General features: G+C 69.7%; 22 protein-coding genes. 18 read left to right on the top strand and 4 right to left on the bottom strand.

Features of this window, described 5'->3' with window-relative positions; translation table 11 throughout:
• The first annotated feature begins 19 nt into the window (after window positions 1-19).
• The 10 genes from OG876_RS30165 to OG876_RS30210 all read left to right on the top strand — a co-directional run bounded on the left by OG876_RS30165 (window position 20) and on the right by OG876_RS30210 (window position 9,204).
• Entirely contained in the window at window positions 20-991 is a 972-nt protein-coding gene (locus OG876_RS30165; RefSeq protein WP_328520039.1) for an EamA family transporter, read from the top strand.
• A gap of 8 nt (window positions 992-999) precedes the next feature.
• Complete coding sequence (locus tag OG876_RS30170; RefSeq protein WP_328520040.1) at window positions 1,000-1,368, top strand: hypothetical protein; 369 nt, start codon at window positions 1,000-1,002, stop codon at window positions 1,366-1,368.
• Window positions 1,369-1,469: 101 nt separating this feature from the next.
• The gene (locus OG876_RS30175) at window positions 1,470-1,844 is read left to right on the top strand and encodes a hypothetical protein (protein ID WP_328520041.1); all 375 of its coding nucleotides are present in this window, start codon (window positions 1,470-1,472) and stop codon (window positions 1,842-1,844) included.
• Window positions 1,845-1,960: 116 nt separating this feature from the next.
• Window positions 1,961-2,275: an integration host factor, actinobacterial type gene (gene mihF / locus OG876_RS30180; protein ID WP_328520042.1), complete on the top strand. Its 315-nt coding sequence runs from the start codon at window positions 1,961-1,963 to the stop codon at window positions 2,273-2,275.
• 44 nt (window positions 2,276-2,319) lie between these two features.
• Window positions 2,320-2,958, top strand: a complete 639-nt coding sequence (gmk, locus tag OG876_RS30185) for a guanylate kinase (RefSeq protein ID WP_442914192.1) — start codon at window positions 2,320-2,322, stop codon at window positions 2,956-2,958.
• Window positions 2,959-2,961: 3 nt separating this feature from the next.
• Window positions 2,962-3,264: a DNA-directed RNA polymerase subunit omega gene (gene rpoZ, locus OG876_RS30190; RefSeq protein ID WP_325039561.1), complete on the top strand. Its 303-nt coding sequence runs from the start codon at window positions 2,962-2,964 to the stop codon at window positions 3,262-3,264.
• Between the two features lie 36 nt (window positions 3,265-3,300).
• Window positions 3,301-4,593 (top strand): bifunctional phosphopantothenoylcysteine decarboxylase/phosphopantothenate--cysteine ligase CoaBC, encoded by a 1,293-nt coding sequence (gene coaBC / locus OG876_RS30195; RefSeq protein WP_328520044.1) that lies wholly within the window; start codon window positions 3,301-3,303, stop codon window positions 4,591-4,593.
• Window positions 4,594-4,634: 41 nt separating this feature from the next.
• A complete protein-coding gene (locus OG876_RS30200) occupies window positions 4,635-5,744 on the top strand; it encodes a winged helix DNA-binding domain-containing protein (RefSeq protein WP_328520045.1) in 1,110 nt (369 codons plus the stop codon).
• Window positions 5,745-5,923: 179 nt separating this feature from the next.
• Entirely contained in the window at window positions 5,924-7,117 is a 1,194-nt protein-coding gene (gene metK, locus OG876_RS30205; protein WP_328520046.1) for a methionine adenosyltransferase, read from the top strand.
• Window positions 7,118-7,179: 62 nt separating this feature from the next.
• On the top strand, window positions 7,180-9,204 hold the full coding sequence (locus OG876_RS30210) for a primosomal protein N' (RefSeq protein ID WP_328520047.1): 2,025 nt from the start codon (window positions 7,180-7,182) through the stop codon (window positions 9,202-9,204).
• Here OG876_RS30210 and OG876_RS30215 read toward each other — a convergent pair.
• Window positions 9,201-10,190, bottom strand: a complete 990-nt coding sequence (locus OG876_RS30215) for an ArsR/SmtB family transcription factor (protein WP_328520048.1) — start codon at window positions 10,188-10,190, stop codon at window positions 9,201-9,203. The genes OG876_RS30210 and OG876_RS30215 overlap by 4 nt on opposite strands.
• 72 nt (window positions 10,191-10,262) lie before the next feature.
• On the opposite strand from OG876_RS30215, the gene OG876_RS30220 reads away from it, so the two are divergent.
• From OG876_RS30220 to OG876_RS30230, 3 genes are read left to right on the top strand one after another with little or no spacing between them, the layout of a single operon-like run.
• Window positions 10,263-11,477 carry an MDR family MFS transporter gene (locus tag OG876_RS30220; protein ID WP_328520049.1) on the top strand — a complete coding sequence of 405 codons (1,215 nt, stop codon included), beginning with the start codon at window positions 10,263-10,265 and terminating at the stop codon, window positions 11,475-11,477.
• A 49-nt stretch (window positions 11,478-11,526) separates the two neighbouring features.
• Window positions 11,527-12,144, top strand: coding sequence for an HAD family hydrolase (locus OG876_RS30225; protein ID WP_328520050.1), 618 nt, complete (start codon window positions 11,527-11,529; stop codon window positions 12,142-12,144).
• A 13-nt stretch (window positions 12,145-12,157) separates the two neighbouring features.
• Entirely contained in the window at window positions 12,158-12,700 is a 543-nt protein-coding gene (locus OG876_RS30230) for a DUF1707 SHOCT-like domain-containing protein (RefSeq protein ID WP_328520051.1), read from the top strand.
• 9 nt (window positions 12,701-12,709) lie between these two features.
• On the opposite strand, the gene OG876_RS30235 is transcribed toward OG876_RS30230, so the two are convergent.
• Entirely contained in the window at window positions 12,710-13,828 is a 1,119-nt protein-coding gene (locus OG876_RS30235) for a hypothetical protein (protein ID WP_328520052.1), read from the bottom strand.
• Entirely contained in the window at window positions 13,828-14,934 is a 1,107-nt protein-coding gene (locus OG876_RS30240; RefSeq protein WP_328520053.1) for a C39 family peptidase, read from the bottom strand. Before OG876_RS30240 ends, OG876_RS30235 begins: the two co-directional genes overlap by 1 nt.
• Window positions 14,935-15,306: 372 nt before the next feature.
• Between OG876_RS30240 and def the strand changes: the two genes are divergently transcribed.
• The 4 genes from def to OG876_RS30260 all read left to right on the top strand — a co-directional run bounded on the left by def (window position 15,307) and on the right by OG876_RS30260 (window position 19,283).
• Window positions 15,307-15,855 carry a peptide deformylase gene (gene def / locus OG876_RS30245; RefSeq protein ID WP_328520054.1) on the top strand — a complete coding sequence of 183 codons (549 nt, stop codon included), beginning with the start codon at window positions 15,307-15,309 and terminating at the stop codon, window positions 15,853-15,855.
• On the top strand, window positions 15,852-16,784 hold the full coding sequence (fmt, locus tag OG876_RS30250) for a methionyl-tRNA formyltransferase (protein ID WP_328520055.1): 933 nt from the start codon (window positions 15,852-15,854) through the stop codon (window positions 16,782-16,784). Before def ends, fmt begins: the two co-directional genes overlap by 4 nt.
• Window positions 16,785-16,860: 76 nt before the next feature.
• Window positions 16,861-18,243 carry an RsmB/NOP family class I SAM-dependent RNA methyltransferase gene (locus OG876_RS30255; protein WP_328520056.1) on the top strand — a complete coding sequence of 461 codons (1,383 nt, stop codon included), beginning with the start codon at window positions 16,861-16,863 and terminating at the stop codon, window positions 18,241-18,243.
• Between the two features lie 53 nt (window positions 18,244-18,296).
• Complete coding sequence (locus OG876_RS30260) at window positions 18,297-19,283, top strand: DMT family transporter (RefSeq protein ID WP_328526984.1); 987 nt, start codon at window positions 18,297-18,299, stop codon at window positions 19,281-19,283.
• A gap of 16 nt (window positions 19,284-19,299) precedes the next feature.
• Here the strand turns inward: OG876_RS30260 and OG876_RS30265 are convergent, their stop codons facing one another.
• Window positions 19,300-20,256: a DMT family transporter gene (locus OG876_RS30265; protein WP_328520057.1), complete on the bottom strand. Its 957-nt coding sequence runs from the start codon at window positions 20,254-20,256 to the stop codon at window positions 19,300-19,302.
• Window positions 20,257-20,385: 129 nt separating this feature from the next.
• On the opposite strand from OG876_RS30265, the gene OG876_RS30270 reads away from it, so the two are divergent.
• Window positions 20,386-21,588 carry a cysteine desulfurase-like protein gene (locus OG876_RS30270; RefSeq protein ID WP_328520058.1) on the top strand — a complete coding sequence of 401 codons (1,203 nt, stop codon included), beginning with the start codon at window positions 20,386-20,388 and terminating at the stop codon, window positions 21,586-21,588.
• The last annotated feature ends 28 nt before the right edge of the window (window positions 21,589-21,616 follow it).

Genomic DNA, 21,616 nt, shown 5'->3' on the forward strand with positions numbered 1-21,616 from the left:
GCGGCCTGACGCTCGGAGCATGCGCAGAGGCAGGCTCGGTGGGGTACTGATGATGCTCGGGAGCGGACTCTCGAACCAGGTGGGCGCGTCGGTGGCCGCGCTGGCGTTCCCGGTCATCGGGCCCGTGGGTGTGGTGGCTATCCGGCAGTGGATGGCCGGCGCCGTGCTGCTGGCGGTCGGGCGGCCTCGGCTGCGGAGTTTTACGGGGCGGCAGTGGCGGGTGGTGCTGGGGCTGGCGGCCGTGTTCGCGGTGATGAATGTGTCGCTGTACACGGCGATCGACCGGATCGGGCTCGGCCTGGCGGTGACGCTGGAGTTTCTCGGGCCGCTGGCGGTGGCGCTGCTGGGGTCGCGGCGGCTGCCCGACCTGTTGTGTGCGCTCGCGGCCGCGCCGGCGGTGGTGTTGTTGACGCGGCCTGAGGCGACGACGGACTACCTGGGTGTCGGGCTCGGGTTGCTGGCGGCCGTGTGCTGGGCCTGCTACATCCTGCTCAACCGGGTGGTCGGACGGGAGTTGCCGGGAGCAACGGGGTCGGCCGCGGCGGCCGGGGTGTCCGGGCTGGTCTATGTCCCGGTCGGCGTGGTCGTGCTGTGGCATCACCCGCCGACGCTCGCGGCCGCGGCGTACGCGTTGGTGGCGGGCGTGCTGTCGAGTGCCGTGCCGTTCCTCGTCGATCTGCTCACGCTCCGGCGGGTGCCGGCCCAGTTCTTCGGGGTGTTCATGAGCGTCAACCCGGTTCTCGCGGCCCTCGTCGGGCTCGTCGTGCTGAACCAGCACCTCGGGAGGCTCGACTGGCTGGCGATCGCCGTGATCGTGACCGCCAACGCGGTGGCGATCTCGTTCGGCGTACGGCGCGACGCGCCACATCACAGCCCGGTTCCAGTCGGCCGCTGCGATGTTGTTCACGGCGTGCCAGCCGGGGCGTTGACCCCGCGGTTCGGAAAGGTGTCCGCGGACGGGGAGCGACGATCTTCCCGCGCGACACAGTAAGGATCGGAATGCGCAAGGTGGCGGCCCTCGCGGCGGTAGTGACAATCGGCGCCGGCCTCTTGACGGCCTGCTCAGGTGGCGACTACTGCGGCGACCTGAAGAAGTATGCCGAGTCGGCGAAGAACCTCGACATCAAGGACTCCGACGCCGTCGGCAAGATGCTCGACCAGGCCAAGAGCGTGTCGAAGTCGGCTCCGGACGACCTGAAGGACGACTGGAAGACCGTCATCGACTACGCCGAGAAGGCGCAGGACGCCAAGGGTGACACGGCCAAGCTGACCGAGCTGGCCAAGAACGACGGCGAGAAGATCACGCCGGCCATGGAAGCGATCACCAAGCAGGCCAAGGACACCTGCAAGGTCGACCTCGACGCCTGATGCGGAAAGGACGGCGGCCGTCCCCGCCGTCCGGCTTCGTGGATGTGCTGCGGAAAGTATTCGTTTCGGATGGTTTGGTGACCGCCGGTAGCGTCGTGGCTGTGAAGCGCACACTCGCCCTCGCCCTGACCGTGATCGCCGGTGCCGCCACGTTGACCGCCTGCACCGATGAACAGGCCTACTGTGTGGATCTCGCCAAGTACGCCGCCGGTGCGGTGAACGTCGACCCGCAGAAGCCGGCCGACTACGTGAAGATCCTCGACGACGCAAAGAAGTTGCAGGACTCCGCGCCCGACGCCGTGAAGGACGACTGGGGCGTTGTGGTGGCGTTCGCCGAGAAGGCGCAGAAGGCGGGCTCGGACCGGGTCGAGCTGGCCAAGCTGAGCAAGGAGACCGGCGGCGTGATGACGGCGTACAAGGCCATCAGCAGCCACGCCAAAGACTCCTGCAAGGTCGACGTTCCCGCCCTGAACTGATCATACGATCGTTCCAATCCGCCACCTGGCCGCCGACTCCGCTCACCAGCGCCGGATCAGAGGCTGGACCCGTGTTAGGTTCCCTTGCGAAGCCATACAACGGGACAGGTGAGACGGTGCCACTTCCTTCTTTGACCCCGGAGCAGCGAGCGGCGGCTCTGGACAAGGCCGCGGCGGCGCGGCGTGAGCGAGCCGAGATCAAGAACCGGATCCGGCATTCGGGAGCGTCTCCGACGGAGGTGCTCCACGAGGGGCAGACGAACGACGTGATCGGCAAGATGCGGGTCAGCGCGCTGCTGCAGTGCATCCCCGGCGTCGGCAAGGTGCGCGCCCAGCAGATCATGGATCGGGCGGGGATCTCGGAGACGCGGCGGGTGCGCGGCCTCGGCTCGAACCAGATCGCCGCGCTCGAGCGCGAATTCGCCGAGTGAGCCAGACCGAAACCCTGACCGGCTCGTTGGACACTGGTGTGACGATGACCACGCACCCGAAGAACACGACGAACGAGCCGGCGACGGGAGGACCCGCGGCCGGCGGTGGGCGGCCCGCGCGGCTGACCGTGCTGGCCGGCCCGACGGCGGTCGGGAAGGGGACCGTCGCCGCGGACATCCGCGAGCGGTTCCCGGACATCTGGATCTCGGTGTCCGCGACGACCCGCAAACCCCGGCCGGCCGAGGTGCACGGTGTGCACTACCTGTTCGTGTCCGATGCCGAGTTCGACCGGATGATCGCCGACGGCGAGCTGCTCGAGTGGGCCGTCGTGCACAAGGCGGCCCGGTACGGGACGCCGAAGCGGCCGGTGCTCGACAAACTGGCCGAGGGCCGGCCGGCGCTGTTGGAGATCGACCTGCAGGGCGCCCGCCAGGTCCGCGAGACGATGCCGGAGGCGCAGTTCGTCTTCCTGGCCCCGCCGACCTGGGACGAGCTGGTCCGGCGTCTGGTCGGCCGCGGCACCGAAACGGTCGAGGAGCGCGAGCGCCGGCTGGAGACCGCGACCCTCGAACTGGCCTCCGAGAAGGAGTTCGACGTGACGATCGTGAACGCGTCGGTTCGGGAAGCCGCCGATCAGTTGGTAAAGTTGATTCGATCACCCAAAATCTCTGAAAAGAGCTGACACTTGTCTGGCAACCAGCCCGTCGCCATCGGCATCACCTCGCCGCCGATCGACGACCTGCTCACCCACACCGACTCCAAGTACAAGCTCGTGCTGTACTCGGCCAAGCGGGCGCGGCAGATCAACGCCTACTACTCCCAGCTCGGCGAGGGCCTGCTGGAGTACGTCGGGCCGCTGGTCGAGACGCACGTGCAGGAGAAGCCGCTGTCGATCGCGATGCGCGAGATCAACGAGGGCGTGCTGACCTGCACCGACATCGACCCGGAGGCCGAGGCGGAAGCCGCCGCGGCGGAGAAGTCCGAGTAGTCCTGACCCGGCGACCGGGAAACGGAGTCCACGGAGATGTCCGCAACCGGTGAAACCCCCGGAGCCGCAACCGGCCCGGGGGCTGTCGTCGTGCCCAGGACCCGGCCGAATGTGGTGCTCGGGGTCGGTGGCGGGATCGCGGCGTACAAGGTCTGTGATCTGCTCCGGCGGCTGACCGAGTCCGGCCACAGTGTGCGGGTGGTGCCGACGGCGGCCGCGCTGGAGTTCGTCGGCGCGGCGACCTGGGCGGCGCTGTCCGGGCAGCCGGTGACGGCCGACCCGTTCGACAACGTCGAAGAGGTCCCGCACGTCCGGATCGGCAAGGCGGCCGAGCTCGTCGTGGTCGCCCCCGCGACGGCCAACCTGATCGCCAAGGCCGCCCACGGCCTGGCCGACGACCTGCTCACCAACACGCTGCTCACCGCCCGCTGCCCGATCCTGTTCGCGGCCGCGATGCACACCGAGATGTGGGAGCACCCGGCCACCCAGGCCAACGTCGCGACCCTGCGGTCCCGCGGCATCACCGTCCTCGATCCCGCCGTCGGCCGCCTGACCGGCGCCGACACCGGGCGCGGCCGGCTGCCTGAGCCGTCCGAGATCTTCGCGATCAGTCAGTTGATGCTCGCCGACGAGGCCGCCCGTGCGGCCGGTCAGTCGGTCGCCGATCTGACCGGCAAGCACGTCCTGATCAGCGCCGGCGGCACACGCGAACACCTCGACCCGGTCCGGTACCTCGGCAACTCGAGCTCCGGCAAGCAGGGCTACGCGCTCGCCCGGATCGCGGCCGCCCGGGGCGCCAAGGTCACGCTGGTCGCGGCCAACTCCGAGCTGCCCGACCCGGCCGGCGTCCAGGTCGTCCCGGTGACCAGCACCCGGAACCTGTACGACGAGATCACCGGCCGCGCGGGTGACGCGGACGCGATCGTGATGGCGGCGGCCCCGGCCGACTTCCGCCCGGCCGACGTCGCCGAGCACAAGATCAAGAAGACCGCCGACGGCTCGGTCCCGGCGGTCAACCTGGTGCAGAACCCGGACATCCTGCAGACGATCTCGCACGACCGCGCCCGCGCCGACCAGGTGATCGTCGGCTTCGCGGCGGAGACCGGCGACGCGGAGCACAGCGTGATGGAGCTGGGCCGCGCCAAGCTCGAGCGCAAGGGCTGCGATCTGCTCGTCGTGAACGACGTCTCCGGCGGCAAGGTCTTCGGCAGCGATCTCAACGAGGCCGTCATCCTCGACCGCGACGGCAACGCACTCCCGGTGCCGTCGGGCTCGAAGGACGCGCTGGCCGGCGTGATCTGGAATCTGGTCGCCGCACATTGGCACTAAGCGGTCAGGATCTGTCCTCTTTGACCTCTAGCGTCGGAGCCATGGAAATCACCTGGCAGGCCGTCGTCGCCCAGCGGATGCGGCGCCACTACCTCACCGAGCCCGCTGCGACACCGGTTGACGCCGTGCGCGCGATGTCTGGGGCGCACGCGCAGATCCTGGCGGCCGGGGAGCTGTCGGTGGCGCTGCGGGTCGCCGGAGCTACCCGGGAGAGCGTGCAGCGGGCCGACGGGCTGGTGAAGACGTTCGGACCACGCGGGACCGTGCACCTGCTGCCCCTCGAGGACCTGCCGTTGTGGACCGGCGCGCTGTCCGCGTTGCCGCGGGGTGCCCAGGCGCCTGAGGCGATGCGGATGACTCCCGGCCAGACTGCCGAGGTGATCACCGCGATCGGTGCTGCGCTCACGCACGATGACCTGACCGCCGACGAGCTCACGGTCGAAGTCGTACGGCGTACTGGCGCATGGGCCGGCGATCTCGTCATGCCGGCGTTCCAGGGCTACTGGCCGCGCTGGCGGCAGTCGATCTCGGACGCGGCGAATGCCGGTGTCCTCTGCTACGGCCCGATGCGCGGCCGCGTCACGACATACTCGAACCCGCACCGCATCAAGCCCTTCGAACCGCTGCCGGCCGAGAAGGCGCTCACCGAACTCCTGCACCGCTACCTGTACGCCTACGGACCGGCCACGCCGCAGCACTTCGCCCGCTGGCTGAAGACGACGCCGACGTTCGTCAGGCCGTACTTCGACGACCTCCCGCAGGCCGAGCTGGACGGGCAGACCGTCTGGCATGCGCCTGGCGACGAGTTCCCGGACGACCGGGCAGACGGCGTGCGGCTGCTGCCGTACTTCGACGCGTACGGCGTCGGCAGCTACCCGAGGGAACTGCTCTTCCCCGGCAAGGCCTTCACGAGGGCGACCGCGCGCGGCCAGGCCGGCAACTACCCGCTCGTGCTGATCGACGGCATCGTCGCCGGGGTCTGGCACCAGAAGAAGGCCGGCCGGACACTGCAGGTCACCGTCGAGATCCTCGGCAGCCTGAATCGCCGCCGGCGCACGCTGCTGGACGCCGAGGTGGACCGGTTGGCTGCGATCCTTGCCTGCACACCGTCGCTCACCCTGGGCGACGTGGCGGTCGGTCCGCACGCCTGAATCCGGACCGACTGTCCAATATATGGCCGCGAGTCTCGGATAGTGGTCGAATTCGGAGCGTCACCGGGACTCCGGGGAAAACTGCTGGCATACTTTCCGAGATGCATCGCCAACCGCCGGTGCATGGGGGGATCGTGCGGCCTCGGTCGCGCGGCACAAGAGGAATCCGAGGGAGAACTGTGGCGAGGCGCCTTTTCACGTCCGAGTCAGTGACCGAGGGTCACCCGGACAAGATCGCTGACCAGATCAGCGACTCCATCCTCGATGCCTTGCTGGCCGAGGACCCGAAGAGCCGTGTAGCGGTCGAGACCCTGATCACCACGGGTCTGGTCGTCGTCGCGGGCGAGGTCACCACGACGGCGTACGTCGACATCCCGGGGATCGTGCGTGCGCGCATCCTGGAGATCGGCTACGACTCGTCGCTGAAGGGTTTCGACGGCGCGTCCTGTGGGGTGCAGGTCGCCATCGGCAGCCAGTCGCCGGATATCGCGCAGGGCGTCGACACGGCGTACGAGACGCGGTCGGACGCCTCGAAGGACGAGCTGGACCTGCAGGGGGCAGGCGACCAGGGACTGATGTTCGGGTACGCGTCGGACGAGACGCCCGAGCTGATGCCGCTGCCGATCACGATCGCGCACCGGCTGTCCGAGCGGCTGTCCGAGGTCCGCAAGAACGGCACGCTGGCCTACCTGCGGCCGGACGGCAAGACCCAGGTCACGGTCGAGTACGACGGTGACAAGGCGGTCCGCATCGACACCGTGGTGGTGTCGAGCCAGCACGCGTCCGACATCAGCCTGGACTCGATGCTGACGCCGGACATCAAGAAGCACGTGGTCGACCCGGTGCTCGAGCAGTTCGACATCGACTCGGCCGGCTACAAGCTGCTGGTGAACCCGACCGGCCGGTTCGAGGTCGGCGGCCCGATGGGCGACGCCGGGCTGACCGGGCGGAAGATCATCATCGACACCTACGGCGGGATGGCGCGGCACGGTGGTGGCGCGTTCTCCGGCAAGGACCCGTCGAAGGTGGACCGGTCGGCGTCGTACGCGATGCGCTGGGTGGCGAAGAACATCGTCGCCGCCGGGCTCGCCGCGCGGGCCGAGTGCCAGGTCGCGTACGCGATCGGCAAGGCGGCGCCGGTCGGTTTCTACGTCGACACGTTCGGCACCGAGACCGTGCCGGTGGAGCAGATCACCGCGGCGGTCCGCGAGGTGTTCGACCTGCGGCCGGCCGCGATCATCCGCGACCTGGACCTGCTCCGGCCGATCTACGCCCAGACCGCCCGCAACGGCCACTTCGGCCGCACCGGCGAGGACTTCACCTGGGAGCGCACCGACCGCGTCGAGGCGCTGAAGGCAGCCGTCAACAAGTAGTTGTCCACAGGGGGACGGCAGTGCGCACCCGCACTGTCGTCCCACCGGACTAGCATTCCCCAGTGACATCGAACGGGGACTCACCGGAGCAGCTGACGCTGTTGCGGGACACCGTTCGCAAGTCCCGGACCAAGGAGCCGGCCGGGATCACGTCGACGCTCCCGGTGGTCCGGATCGCGGTCGACGTCTCGTTGCCGCATCTCGACCGGCCGTTCGACTACCTCGTTCCCGAGGATCTGGCCGCGGCGGCTCAACCCGGCGCGCGCGTGAAGGTCCGCTTCGCCGGCAAGGACCTGGACGGCTTCGTCCTGGAGCGCCTGCAATCGTCGGACCACGACGGCAAGCTGGCCAGGATCCGCAAGGTCGTCTCGCCCGAGCAGGTGCTGACGCCGGAGATCGCCGACCTGTGCCGCGCGGTCGCCGATCGGTACGCCGGAGTGTTCGCGGACGTCACCCGGTTGGCCGTCCCACCTCGGCACGCGAAGGTCGAGGGCGAGCCGCTGCGTTGCAACCAGCCCGCGCCGCCGCCGGTGTCCACCTCGCGTTCCGAGTGGTCGGCGTACCCGACCGGCTTCCTCGACGCGATCGCGCGGTCGGAATCACCGCGCGCGATCTGGACCGCCGTACCGGGGGCCGATTGGGCGCTCGCGTTCGCGCAGGCCGCAGCGGTGTGTGCGGCGTCCGGTCGGGGCGCGTTGCTGCTCGTGCCGGACGCGCGTGATCTCGAGCGGTTGGCATCGGCCTGTACGACGGTGCTCGGGGAGGCGGGGTTCGTCACGCTGTCCGCCGACCTCGGCCCGACGGCTCGCTACCGGGCCTTCCTCGCGGCGCTGCGCGGGTGTGCGCGGGTGGTGATCGGGACGCGGGCGGCCGCGTTCGCGCCGGTGGCGGAGCTCGGCCTGGTCGCGTTGTGGGACGACGGCGACGACTCGTACGCCGAGCCCCGGGCGCCGTACCCGCATGCGCGGGAAGTCTTGCTGCTCAGGGCTTTCCGGCAGAACTGTGCGGTGCTGCTCGGTGGGTTCGCGCGGACGGCGGAGGCGGCCGCGCTGGTGGAGTCGGGGTATGCCAACGAGCTGATCGCGGATCGGGCGGTGATCCGGACCGCGGCTCCGGCGGTGCACATCGCGGGGGAGTCGGACACGGACCTGGCCCGCGATCCGGCGGCTCGGGCGGCGCGGTTGCCGCATCGCGCTTTCGAGATCGCCCGTGAGGGGCTGCGGTCGGGGCCGGTGCTCGTGCAGGTGCCGCGGGCCGGGTATCTGCCGAGCCTGGTGTGTCAGACCTGCCGGGCGCCTTCGCGGTGCGCGACGTGCGGCGGGACATTGCGTCGTACCGGTGGATCCGGGCCGGCGAGTTGCAGCGTGTGCGGCCGGCCGGCGACGGATCATCGCTGCCCGGAGTGCGGCGACACCCGGATGCGCGCCGCGGTCGTCGGAGCTCGTCGTACGGCAGAGGAGTTGGGGCGCGCGTTTCCCGGCGTGGTCGTGCGTACGTCGGGGGGCGACAACGTGCTCGACGTCGTGTCGGACAGCCCGGCGTTGATCGTCAGCACCCCCGGAGCCGAGCCGGTCGCGGACGGCGGCTACAGCGCGGCGCTGCTGCTGGACACGTGGCTGATGCTCGCGCGTCCTGATCTGCGTGCGCCGGAGGAGGCGGTGCGGCGTTGGTTCAACGCGGCTGCCTTGGTGCGCCCGACGGGCACAGTCATCCTGGTCGGCGACCCGTCAGCTTTGCCTCTGCAGGCGGTCGTCCGCTGGAGTCCGGAGGGGTACGCGACTCGTGAGGTCGAGGAACGCCGGGCTGCTCGTCTTGCCCCGGCGGCGAAGTTGGCCGAATTGACCGGGCCGCCGGAGTCCGTCACTGACCTCATCGCTCGCCTCCGCGAGCTCCTGCCGACGACGACCGGGTTGGAGGTGCTGGGACCGGTCGACGTCGATGACGAGACCGTCCGAGCCGTCGTACGGACGCCTCGCGCCCACGGCCCGGCCTTGGTGCGTGCGCTGAAGGAAGGCCAGTCGGCCCGCAGCGCGAAGAAGAACCCGGGCTCCGTTCGAGTCCAGGTCGACCCGCCGAGTTTCGGTTAGGCCGTGGTGGCCAGGGCAGTCGACGCGGTCAGCAGTTGTGTGCCGAGAGCTGTGCGGTAGTAGAGCACGGCTCGGCCATCCCTTCGCGAGTCGACCACGCCGGCGTTGCGCAGGATGCTCAGATGCACGCTCAACGTCGGTGCGGACACCCCGAGTTGATGCGCCAGGTGCGTCGTCGACATCGGCAGATCCAGATGACTCACGATCGCGGCCCGCGTCCGCCCGACCAGATCCGCGAGCGGTGACTCGGTCGCGTCCTGCCGGTCCTCCCACAGCCGCCCCAGGCCGCGCGGCGGATACGTGATCGTCGGCACGTGCGGTGCCTCGGACACGGGGAGCGCCGCAGGCCAGGTGAACACGCACGGCACCAGCAACACCCCCTGGCCGGCCAGCGGTTCACCGTCGCAGGCGAACGGGCGATCGATCTCGATCCGATCGCCACTGAACCGCACCGAAGGATGCAGGTTGCGGAACAACCGCTCGATCCCGCCGCTGGCCAACTCGTCCAGCCGGAACGCCAGATCCTCCTGCAGCAGTGAGCGCATCCGGCGCCAGTCCGGCTCGAGCGCGCGTCGCCAGTAGGTCTCCAGGGCCGACGTGATCAGGTCGAGGGCTTTTGCCGGATCGCCGATCAGGTCCGGCAAGAGCGGGTGCGGGTTGTGCCGGTGCAGCCTGCCGATCTCGTTCACGACCAGGTCGTGCGGCGTTGCCGCGATCGCCGCGAGACCGGACTCCAGGCTGGTCGAGCGCCGCGGCGGAGCCGGCGTGATGAAGTCCGGGATGTAGCCGAAGGACGGGATGAGGGCCTTCAGCAACGTCAGGTCCGGGCCCTCGATGATCGGCCGGACCTTCTGCAGCCACGGGCCGTGCACGCTGCGCGCGGTGTTGTTGCTGAGCGCCCGCACACTGGTGACGGCCTCCCACACGGGCGACAGCGCGAACCGGATCCGCCCGACGTCCTCAGCGTTCAGCCTGATCGTGATCACGGGATCACTCTAGCTGATTAGTTCTGTGCCTAATCGTCGACACCAGTCAGGTGGGCTACGAGAGTTGTGCCCATGACGACTGCCGCTGTTGTCGAAGCCCCCGCTCCGACTGCTCTGCCCAGGGCCTTCTGGGCGCTGTGGGTGTGCCAACTGGTCAACCGGCTCGGCAGCTTCGTGCAGCCGTTCCTGGTCCTCTACCTCACCCACGACCGTCACCTCTCCGCCGGTACGGCGGGTGCCGTGGCGGCCGCGGTCGGTGCCGGGACTGTGGCCGCGCAGCTCGCCGGCGGCTGGCTGGCCGACCGGGTCGGCCGCCGGCTGACCATGCTGATCTGCTTCTTCGGCACCGCCGCGGCGCTGATCCTGCTCGGCTCGGCCCGGGCGATGGTGATGATCTGGGTGGCCGCGTTCCTGGTCGGTCTGCTCGGTGACCTGTTCCGGCCGGCGGTGCAGGCGACGGTGGCCGACATGCTCCAGCCGGGCGAACGGGTCCGCGCGTACGGACTGCTGTTCTGGGCGATCAACCTCGGGTTCTCGGTCTCCACCGTGAGTGCGGGGGTGCTGGCGTCGATCGGTTACGGCCTGCTGTTCTGGCTGAACGCCGGTACCTCGGTGATCGCGGGCGTGGTGATCTGGGCGATGGTGCCGGAGAGCCGCCCGGTGCTGGACGAGGACGCGCCTCGTCGGCCGCTGTTGGCGGTGGCTCTGCGCGACCACGTGTTCCTGCTGATGATCCTGATCCAGATCGGGTACGCGACGATTTACTTCCAGGGGTACTCGACGCTGCCGCTGGCGATGGCGGCCGACGGTCTGCCGTCGCAGACCTACGGACTGGTGATCGCGCTCAACGGTGTCGTGATCGTGCTGATCCAGCCCTTCCTCGGCAAGTGGCTGGTGAAGCTGGACCGGCCGAAGCTGCTCTCCGCGTCGATGCTGGTGGTCGGTCTCGGGTTCGGGCTGGGCGCGGTCGTGCACAGTTGGTGGGGCTACGGGCTGTCGGTCGTGGTGTGGACGATCGGCGAGATCGGGTTCGCCGCGGTGATCGGCGCGGTGTTCGCCGATCTCGCTCCGGTCGACCTGCGCGGGCGCTACATGGGCCTGTCCGGGATGGCCTTCGGCGTCGGCACGGTGGTCGGGCCGCTGGCCGGGACCAACGCTCTCGAGCACCTCGGCCCGACCGTGACCTGGATCGGCTGTGCCCTGCTCGGCGTGGTGATCTTCCTCGGGCAGTACTCGCTGGCTCCCGCGTTGCACGCCCGGGCCGCGGCGAACGCGGCGACCGCATGACCTTGGAGTCGGCTGCCCCCTTCACACCCGGTCTCGTAGGGTTGCGGGCATGACTGAGCGGACGATCGACGTGGTGGTGTTCGACATCGGTGGGGTCCTGCTGGACTGGAGCCCCACCTACCTGTACGCCGACCTGATTCCCGACGAGCAGGCGCGGACACATTTCCTGACCAACGTGACCACCCCGGCCTGGAACCACAAACAGGACGAGGGTCGCCCCTGGGCCGAGGCGATCGAGGAGCTCACCAGCCTGCATCCCGAGCACTCCGAGTGGATCGAGGCCTACGACACGGGCTGGCTGAAGATGGTCAAGGGCGTGTTCGAGGACACCGCCGCAGTTCTCACCGACCTGCGGGCTCTCGGCATCCCGACGTACGCGCTGACCAACTTCTCCGGCGAGAAGTGGGAGGTCGCGAAGGACGCGTTCCCGATCCTCACCCACTTCGACGGCGAGGTCGTCTCGGGCGTGGAGCAGACCGTCAAGCCGTACGAGAAGATCTACCGCATCCTGATCGATCGCTACGGTCTCGACCCCGCGCGAACCTTCTATACCGACGACATGCAGTACAACGTGGACGGCGCCCGTACGGTCGGCCTCGATGCCGAACTCTTCACCGGCGCCGCCGAACTGCGCACGCAGCTCCGCAGCCGCGGCCTCTCCGTGTAGCTACAGTGGAACGGTGAGCATTCGGCCCGAAGACCGCTCGTCCCTGGTCAGGCATACCGACCGGGACACGGCCGTCCATCGCGTGCAGGAGGCCTACACCGAGGGGTACATCTCGTACGAGGAGATGGACCGGCGCCTCCACCAGGTGCTCACCGCCACGACCCGCCACGAGATCGCGTCGGCGCTGGCCTCGCTGCCGGCGGAGGACCCTGGCACCACGTCCACGATCTCCGCGGCGGCCGGCCGGATCCAGCGGCGTGGCGAGTGGCGCGTGCCCAGAACCCTCAAGGTTCAGTCCGCCTTCGGCCGGGTGCAGCTGGACCTGTCCCGGGCGGTCTTCGAGCACCGGGTCGTCGACCTCGAGCTGCACCTCGGCACCGGCGGCGCCAAGATCACCGTGCCGCGCGACGCGATCGTCGATCTCGAAGGTCTGCGCACCGGGTGGAAGGACTCGCACTACACGCCGCGGCGGCAGCCCCGCCCGGGCGGACCGACGATCCGGATCTCCGGGGTGATGGGGTTCGGACGGTTGAGGATCCGCCACGCGTGGCGCTGAGAGCTGCCCTCAGGCGACGGCTGCCGCGATGGTTTCCGTGTACGCCGGTGAGTTCGAGAGGTACGCCGCCTCGACGTACGCCGTGCCGTCCTGGCAGGTGAGGGGAGTGAGCGCGGCACCGGCGGGACTGGTGTAGATGCGCTGGGGCTGGGCGAGGCCGGGGCGCCAGCGGTTGATCTGGTAGGCCTCGGTGCCGGCGGTGACGGTGCGCGTCTCCCAGAGGATCCAGTTGCCGCAGGCAAGGATCGTGTCGGTGACGACGATGCCGAGGGAACGGGCGGGGGAGTCGCCGGTCGGGCGGACGTACGCCTTGCTCTGGTACTGGTCCGGGTCGGACGCGGCAACCTCCGACCAGACGGTCGCGCCGCGCAGCGAGGCGCCGCTCCACTGGATACAGTTCGTTGCCGCTGGCACCGGTTGGGCGGAGCCGGCGGTGAGCGATGCGGTGAGGAGGCGTTTGCAGCGGCGCGCGGTCTCGGGGGCGGTGATCTCGCTGAAGGTGACGGTGTCGGCCGACACAACCGGATCGGCGATGTAGCCGGGAGCGGCGACGCAGGTGACGGTGCGCGACTTGAGGGTCGCCAGGTCGGCGACTATGAGGCAGGAGCGGTTCTTCGCGTCGGTGGAGGAGTAGGCGAAGGTGCCGTCGTACGCACCGATCTCGGGCTCGGAGATCTGGGGGAGTCCGGTCAGGGCGGCCGGGCGGCCGGTGGTGAGGTCGTAGCGGAAGAGCTTGATCTGCGGGTCGGGTCCGTCGGAGCGGATGTCTTCGATGAGCGCCCAGTGATCGTCGATCACGACGGGGGACTGCGCGACGAACCCGGCCGCGGGGGTGTGCCGGACCACGACCTTGTTGGTGGTCCGGTCCGCGACGGTTGTCGTGCCGGCCTCGTCGCTGCCGCGGGTGACGACGTACTTGCGCTGCTGGGTGACGAGATGCTGCCCGTCCACCGGTTGCCGCAGCACCTTGGCCCAGGCCGGGATCGCCGTACCGGAATCGGTCGGCGGCGCCGGGGTCGGCGGCTCACCCGTCGGTGTGCTGGTGGGGCTCGCTTCCTTCGACGGTGACGAGCAGCCGGCCAGGAGCAGGACGAAGAGGGTGCCTACGGCAACGGTGGTACGGCGCATCAGAGCCCGATGTTCTGGAAGGAGTTGGCCAGGGTGGCATTGAAGAGGGCAGTGGCCGGGACGTTCTTCGGACCGTCGGTCACGTTGCCGCGGCTGTTGAAGCGGCGTTCGTTGAACACTTCGTAGATGCCGATCGTGCCCTTGGCCCGGTCATAGCCGCGGCCGACCTGGTAGTGGCCGCTGTGGTTGAAGGCGAGGTACGGGAAGTACCGCTTCAGCAATTGCACGTGCTCGATCACCGGCGCCTTGTAGACGCCCAGATGCTTCTGGTGGACGGTGAAGAAGGTCTGCGCGTTCCAGTGCGACACGCTCTGCACGATGTAGGCGCCGGCCGGCTTGTCCCAGTTGGTCTTCAGGTTGGTCTGCTGGACCATCGCGGAGATCGCCGTCCCGGACGTGGTCGAGCCGAGATCCTTGGCCCACGACGCCTGGGTGTCCTTCTGGTTGTCGTCCGCCCAGTCGATCGACTGGAACGTGGCCGGACCACACCAGTACCCCTTCTCCTGCGAGGTCTGGAACCCCTTCATGATGTACGCCGAAGCCGGCAGCTTCACCGGAGCGGCCGGCGGATTCACCGGCGTGGGGGCCGGCGTCGGCGTCCCCTGCGTGGGCGTCGTCCGGGTCGGCGTAGCAGCCGACGTCTGCCCAACCGGAGTCGGCTGAGGCGTCCCCGGACTGACCGGCGTCGGCTGAGCGGTCGCGTCACCCGCCGGCTCCCCGCTCTCCGTAGGTGCAGCGGACTCAGCGAGCAGGCGCAGTTCTCGTGCCTTGGCTCGTCCGTCCCAGGCCGCCTGCATCTCGTCGAGTTCGGCGTTCACGCGGGTGCTCTTCGGCATCGCCGCACGTTCCGCCACGAAGGCGGCAGGCGTGAGATCGCCCGTGGGGATGTCCTGCTCGACCCCCAGCTCGCCGTCGGCATGCCGCTCCGGCGGGCTGAGCGTCGCCCGCAGTTGAGCCCCGGTCGGCACCTGGTCGACGAACCCGAGCCCGAGACAGTAATCCTCGGTCTCGAGCTTGAAGCACCGCAGCATCGACGCCGCCTGCGCGGACGTGTCCGCAGACCGCACCTGCAGCTCACCCGGCGACGTCTCGGTCACCTGCTTCACCACTTCGCTCCACGACCGCGCCGCCGGCTGCTCAGGCATCGGCCGGCTGGGGGCAGTCGTGGGGGTGGCGGTAGGACTCGGGACAGGCTCGGCCGGCGGAGCCACGCCGGCCGGCTCAGGATCGCGAGGCTGATAGGCGGCGGCTGTGAGGGGTGCCTGTGCAAGCAGTGCACCCAGGAGGATCAGAGTTGCCCCCCGTGCTGCTGTGGGCATTGGGTCTCCCGTTGGGCGTGTGACGGCAGTGACTGTAGGTACGCCTGAGACCACAGTACGTGCTTGTGGCAACAATGTGGAGAGGCCCTGCCCCCGGACCGCCGCCCGCGGCCAACTAGACTTGGCCGGTCCAGGTCCGTGGAACGCTGTGGAGATTCTGTGTCGGTCCAACCCATCCGCCTGTTCGGCGACCCCGTCCTGACCACGAAGGCCGAGCCGGTCGTCGACTTCGATGCCGAGCTCCGCCGCCTGGTCGCGGATCTCACCGACACCATGCAGGCTGCGCCCGGCTCCGGCCTGGCCGCGCCGCAGATCGGGGTCGGGCTGCGCGTGTTCACGTACCACGTGGAAGGCGAGCTCGGGCACCTGATCAACCCGGAGCTGACGCTGTCGGCCGACGAGCAGTTCGGCCCGGAGGGCTGCCTCTCGATCCCCGGCCTGACGTTCGACTGCCGCCGGGCGCTCTCGGTGATCGCCAAGGGCTTCAACATGTACGGCGACCCGATCGTGATCGAGGGTTCCGAGCTCCTGGCCCGCGCCATCCAGCACGAGACCGACCACCTCGACGGCATCCTGTTCGTCGACCGGCTCGACACCGACACCCGCAAGCAGGCGATGAAGGCGATCCGCGAGGCCGACTGGTCCGGTCTCGCCGGCCCACCACAGCTCAAGGTCTCGCCGCACCCGACGAACGGATTCGGCCTGTGAGAGTCGTCTTTGCCGGTACGCCGGAGCCCGCCGTCACTGCCCTCAAGGCGATCGTTGCCAGCCGCCACGAACTCGTCGGCGTGGTCACGCGTCCCGACGCACCGGCGGGCCGCGGCCGCAAGCTGGTCGCCTCGCCGGTGGCGCAGTACGCCGAGGAGCTCGGTGGGATCGAGATCCTCAAGCCGGTGAAGCCCAGGGATCCCGACTTCCTGGCGCGGCTGGCCGAGATCGTGCCGGACTGCTGCCCGGTCGTCGCGTACGGCGGCCTGTTGCCGCAGGCGGCCCTGGACATCCCGCGGCACGGCTGGATCAACCTGCACTTCTCGGTGCTGCCCGCCTGGCGTGGCGCCGCGCCGGTGCAGCACGCGATCATTGCCGGGGACGACGTGACCGGGGCCAGCACGTTCCAGATCGTGAAGGCGCTCGACGCCGGCCCGGTCTACGGCGTACTCACCGAGCCGATCGGTCCTTCGGACACCTCGGGTGACCTGCTGAACCGGCTCGCGGTGTCCGGCGCGAAGCTCCTGGTGGACACGCTGGACGGGGTCGAGGCCGGCGTACTGGAGGCTCGCGAGCAACCGGCCGACGGCGTGACGCTGGCGCCGAAGATCACGGTCGAGGACGCCGAGCTGGATCTGGCCGCGCCGGCGCAGCGGGTGGATCGTCTGGTGCGTGGGTGCAACCCAGCGCCGGGGGCGTGGACGATGTTCCGAGGCGAGCGCTTGAAGGTTCTCGCCGTACGGCTGACCGACGAGGAACTGAAGCCTGGTGAGCTTCAGGCGACCAAGTCGAGCGTGAAGGCCGGCACCGGGAGTAAGGCGGTGGAGCTGGTGACGGTTCAGCCGCAGGGCAAGAAGCCGATGGCCGCCGCCGACTGGGCTCGCGGTGTCCGCCTCACCGACGAGGATCGGCTGGGACCGTCCACGTGAGCGAGCGTAGCGAGCGAACAATGTGTAGAGCAGTGTTGTCGCTCACGCCGGAACCGAGCGCCAGCGAGGTGGAGGCGTGAGTGACCGGTCGCCGCGCAATCGGACGCCGCAGCGCCGCCCGGACCGGGTGCGCCGGGTCGCGTACCAGGTCATCCGGCAGGTGAACGGCGAGGCCGGCTACGCGAACCTCGTCCTCAACAAGGCTCTGCGTGAGTCGCGCCTCGGCGGTCGCGACGCCGCGTTCTGCACCGAGCTGGTGCACGGGACGCTCCGCTGGCAAGGCACGTACGACGCCTTCCTCGCGCGCAGCGTGTCCCGCCCACTCGAGGACCTCGACCCCGAACTCCTCGACCTCCTCCGCCTCGGCAGCCACCAGCTCCTCCGGATGCGCGTCGACTCGTACGCTGCCGTCTCCGAGATGGTCACGCTCACCCGGGCCGAGATCGGCCAGAAACGCAGCGGCCTGGTCAACGCCGTCCTCCGCAAGATCAGCCAACGCACTCTCGACCAGTGGATCGCCGCGGTGGCGCCGCCGGCCGCCGAGGATGCCTACGGCTACCTGGCGATCGCCAAAGCGCACCCCCGCTGGGTGATTGAGGCCTTCGCCCAGGCACTGGGTGACGGCAGCGGGCTGGAGCGGTTGCTTGATGCGGACAACGAGCCGCCTCGGGTGACGCTGGTGGCTCGGCCGGGGCTGGCCGAGGTGGATGAGTTGGTCGCGGCTGGAGCGACCGCGGGGAAGTGGTCGCCGTATGCGGCCGTGCTGCAGGGCGGTGGCGATCCCGGGCGGATCGACGCGGTTGCCACCGGTCGGGCCGGCGTGCAGGACGAAGGATCGCAGCTCGTCGCGCTCGCCCTGGCCGCGGCTCCGATCGAAGCATCGGACAGCAAGTGGTTGGACCTCTGCGCGGGACCGGGCGGCAAGTCGGCGCTGCTCGCAGCGCTCGTGCAACAGCGTGACGGCGAACTGACCGCGGTCGAGCCGCTCAAGCATCGGGCCGAGCTGGTCCGGGCCAACCTGCGGGCGATTCCCGGCGAACACAAGGTTCTCGTCGGAGACGGGACCAAGCCGACGTGGCCGGCCGGATCCTTCGACCGGGTGCTGGCCGATGTGCCGTGCACCGGCCTGGGAGCGCTCCGGCGTCGCCCGGAAGCCCGCTGGCGCCGTACGTCGGACGACGTGAAGGAACTGCGGCCGCTCCAGGAGGACCTCCTGGACTCGGCGATCACCTCGGCGCGCCCCGGCGGCGTGGTCGCGTACGTCACCTGCTCACCGCACCCCGACGAGACCCGCGCCGTGGTCGACGCCGTACTGCGCAAACGGGACGACGCGACCCTTGAGGACGCGCGCCCGCTGTTCCCCGGCGTACCGGACCTCGGCGACGGTCCCGACGTGCAGTTGTGGCCGCATCTCCACGGCACCGACGCGATGTACCTGGCACTGATCCGCCGGTCGTAGAGTGGACCGGTGTCAGGCGCAATCCGGCGAACGGTCATGATGGTGACGTGACAATGACCGCGACCCGCCCGCCGGACTCGACCCGTCAGCACCACCTGATCGGGCTCACCGCCGCCTTCGGCATCGGCATGCTGGTCGCTGTCCAGTCCCGGATCAACGGCGGACTCGGCAACGTCCTCGGTGACGGCGTCGCGGCCGCGACGATCTCGTTCGCCACCGGCCTGCTGATCCTGCTGATCGGCACGGCGGTGATCCCCGCCGTACGACGCTCTCTCGGTGCAGTCTGGCGAGCGATCCGCAAGCCGAGCCGCGGGTACGGTGGTCTGCGCTGGTGGCAGTGCCTCGGGGGACTCGCCGGCGCGTACCTGGTCGCCACCCAATCGATCACCGTCTCCGTCATCGGCGTCGCGGTCTTCACCGTGGCGGTCGTCGCGGGTCAAGCGGTCAGCAGTCTGATCGTCGACCGCCTCGGCTTCGGCCCGGCCGGCCCGCAGCCGTTCACCACGCTGCGCGTCGTCGGCGCGGTCATCGCACTGCTGGCCGTCGTACTCGCGGTGTCGGACCAGTTGAGTCACCCCGACGGCCTGCTGCTCGCCGTACTGCCCGCGCTCGGCGGCGTCGGTACCGCGGTCCAGCAGGCGATCAACGGACGCGTCGCGCGCACCGCTTCACCGGACGCGTACGGCGCGGTCGCGGCCGGCGTGGTCAACTTCGGGGTCGGGTTCGTCGCGCTGCTGATCGTCTTCGGAGCCGACCTCGCGCTGCGGGGTGCGCCGCATCACCTGCCGAGCAACCCGTGGCTGTACCTCGGTGGCGCGTGCGGTGTGATCTTCATCAGCGCGGCGGCGGCCGTGGTTCGGGTGGTCGGCGTGTTCGTGCTCGGCCTCGGGACCATCGCCGGTCAGTTGATCGCGAGCCTGTTCATCGACCTGTTCCTCCCGGCCGCGGACAAGGCGGTCACGTTCCCGGTCGTCGGCGGGACCGTGCTGGCCCTCGCCGCCGTGGTGATCGCCGCCGTCCCCAACCTCCGCCGCGGCTGACCCCGGCCGGAGGCGCTCAGGTCGTCGCCGGCGCCTCGGCCGCGACGGTCGGCGTCCGCCGCGGCGAACGCAGCAACCCTTGCGAGACCGCGACCCCGAGCAGCACCACCAGTCCGCCGACCGGCTGGTACCAGGTGATGTGCTCGTGCAGCACGAGCACGCCGACCACGATCGAGAAGACCGGCATCAGGTAGGTCACCATCGACGACCGGCTGGCCCCGATCAGCCGGATGTTCCGCAGGCTGAGCACGAACGCGAGCCCACTGCCGAGCGCACCTAGCGCGACCACACTGAGCACAACCTCGATCGACAGCGACCACGGGGCCGGCGGCGCCTGCCGGGTGACGATCGGCGCCACGATCGCGAGCTGGACCGTTGCGCACAGCAGCAAGCTCGCCGACAGCGCGGTGCCGGACAACGTGGTCCCGGCGATGAACCGCTTCTGGTAAGGAATCGCCAACCCGTAGAAGACCGCGGCGAGCATGCACAAGGCCTGCCCGGTCAGATCCGCCCCGGCGTCGACGTGCCAAGCGCCGAGTACGACGAGCATCCCCGCGAACCCGATGATCAGCCCGAGCACCCGCTGCAGCGAGAACGTCTCGGTGCGGAAGATCAGCACGGCGATCGGCAGCACGATCAGGGGAGTGATCCCGTTCCAGATCCCCGCCAGGAGGGACGGAATGCGCTGCTCGCCGTACCCGAACAGCGTCCAGGGGATCGCGGAGCCGATCGCGCCGAGCACGAACGAGTGCAGCCACAGCCGCGGGTCGCGGGGTAACGACTCGCGTTTCACCGCCAGGATCACCAGCAGGACGACGGACCCCGCGATCACGCGGCCGAGCGCCAGGTAGAGCGGCGGAAGCTCGCGCACGCCGACCGAGATGAACAGGAAGCTGCAACCCCAGATGGCGGCCAGGGTCAGCATCGTCGGAAGCCAGGCCCGCACCGGGGCGGCCGTGTCAGTAGTCGTCACCGTGCTCACTCCTGACATCCTGCACTACCGCAGGGACATTCCGAATATTTTTATCCGGGATCGGGCAAGCCTGGTGAGAAATGGACAACGGATGGCAGCGGGCTTGGTCGCCGGGAGAGGATGGCGGCCATGGGTGCCTTCGAGGTCGTGTCCGTCCGTAAGCAGTTTCCTGCGCTCGACGAGGGCGCGGCGCATTTCGATGGTCCGGGTGGATCGCAGACCCCGCAGGTGGTCGCCGATGCGGTGGCCCGGACCCTGACGTCGGCGCTGGCGAACCGCGGCCGGCTCACGACTGCCGACCGCCGGGCCGACGAGATCGTCATCGGGGCGCGGGAGGCGACGGCCGATCTGCTCGGCACTCAGGCGAGTGGCACCGTCTTCGGCCGCAGCATGACTCAGCTGACGTACGACTTCTCCCGCACGCTCGCCAAGACCTGGTCCGAGGGCGACGAGGTCGTCGTGACCCGCCTCGACCACGACGCCAACGTCCGCCCGTGGGTGCAGGCCGCCGAGGCCGTCGGCGCGACCGTGAAATGGCTCGGCTTCGACCCCGCGACCTCCGAGCTGGACGACATCGCGCCGCTCCTGACCGACCGGACTCGCCTGGTCGCCGTCACCGGCGCATCCAACCTGCTCGGCACCCGTCCGGACGTCGCCCGGATCGCCGATCAGGTCCACGCGGCCGGTGCGCTGATCTACGTCGACGGGGTGCACCTGACCGCGCACGCCCGGGTCGATGCGACGTACGCCGACTTCTACGTCTGCTCGCCGTACAAGTTCTTCGGGCCGCACCTCGGGGTGCTGACCGCCAAGCCCGAGCTGCTGGCGACGCTTCGGCCGGACAAGCTGCTCCCGTCGTCGGACGCCGTACCCGAGCGCTTCGAGTTCGGCACGCTCCCGTACGAGCTGCTGGCCGGCACAACCGCGGCCGTCGACTTCATTGCCGGTCTCGGCGGGACTGGAGCCACCCGACGAGACCGTGTGCTCAACTCACTGCAGCTGGTCGAGGAGCACGAGGACGGCCTGCGTGAGGATCTCGAGTCACGGCTGGCCGCCATCCCGGGCGTCACCCTCTACGGCCATGCGGCTCGCCGTACGCCGACCCTGCTCTTCACCGTCGAGGGCTATCCGCCGGCCGCCGTGGCCGAGCATCTGGCCGCCGCCGGGGTGAACGCTCCGGCCGGATCGTTCTACGCCTACGAGGCCGCCCGCCACCTGGGCCTGGGCGCTGCCGGAGCCGTCCGCGCCGGTCTCGCGCCCTACTCCGACCAGTCCGACATCGACCGTCTCGTCGCGGCGGTGGAGCGCCTTGACGGTTCTTCTGACCATTAACTAAAGTCTGTGGGGAAATTCGCCGCCG

Origin of the sequence: Kribbella sp. NBC_00359 (assembly GCF_036097425.1) — a bacterium.
Taxonomy (GTDB): domain Bacteria; phylum Actinomycetota; class Actinomycetes; order Propionibacteriales; family Kribbellaceae; genus Kribbella.

What these genes read in the sequence shown, in the direction of transcription:
- gmk (WP_442914192.1), top strand. Translation starts at nt 2,320, where the DNA reads ATGACCACGCACCCGAAGAACACGACGAACGAGCCGGCGACGGGAGGA.
- coaBC (WP_328520044.1), top strand. Translation starts at nt 3,301, where the DNA reads ATGTCCGCAACCGGTGAAACCCCCGGAGCCGCAACCGGCCCGGGGGCT.
- OG876_RS30270 (WP_328520058.1), top strand. Translation starts at nt 20,386, where the DNA reads ATGGGTGCCTTCGAGGTCGTGTCCGTCCGTAAGCAGTTTCCTGCGCTC.
- OG876_RS30200 (WP_328520045.1), top strand. Translation starts at nt 4,635, where the DNA reads ATGGAAATCACCTGGCAGGCCGTCGTCGCCCAGCGGATGCGGCGCCAC.
- OG876_RS30235 (WP_328520052.1), bottom strand. Translation starts at nt 13,828, where the DNA reads ATGCGCCGTACCACCGTTGCCGTAGGCACCCTCTTCGTCCTGCTCCTG.
- OG876_RS30225 (WP_328520050.1), top strand. Translation starts at nt 11,527, where the DNA reads ATGACTGAGCGGACGATCGACGTGGTGGTGTTCGACATCGGTGGGGTC.
- OG876_RS30170 (WP_328520040.1), top strand. Translation starts at nt 1,000, where the DNA reads ATGCGCAAGGTGGCGGCCCTCGCGGCGGTAGTGACAATCGGCGCCGGC.
- OG876_RS30220 (WP_328520049.1), top strand. Translation starts at nt 10,263, where the DNA reads ATGACGACTGCCGCTGTTGTCGAAGCCCCCGCTCCGACTGCTCTGCCC.
- OG876_RS30260 (WP_328526984.1), top strand. Translation starts at nt 18,297, where the DNA reads ATGACCGCGACCCGCCCGCCGGACTCGACCCGTCAGCACCACCTGATC.
- OG876_RS30165 (WP_328520039.1), top strand. Translation starts at nt 20, where the DNA reads ATGCGCAGAGGCAGGCTCGGTGGGGTACTGATGATGCTCGGGAGCGGA.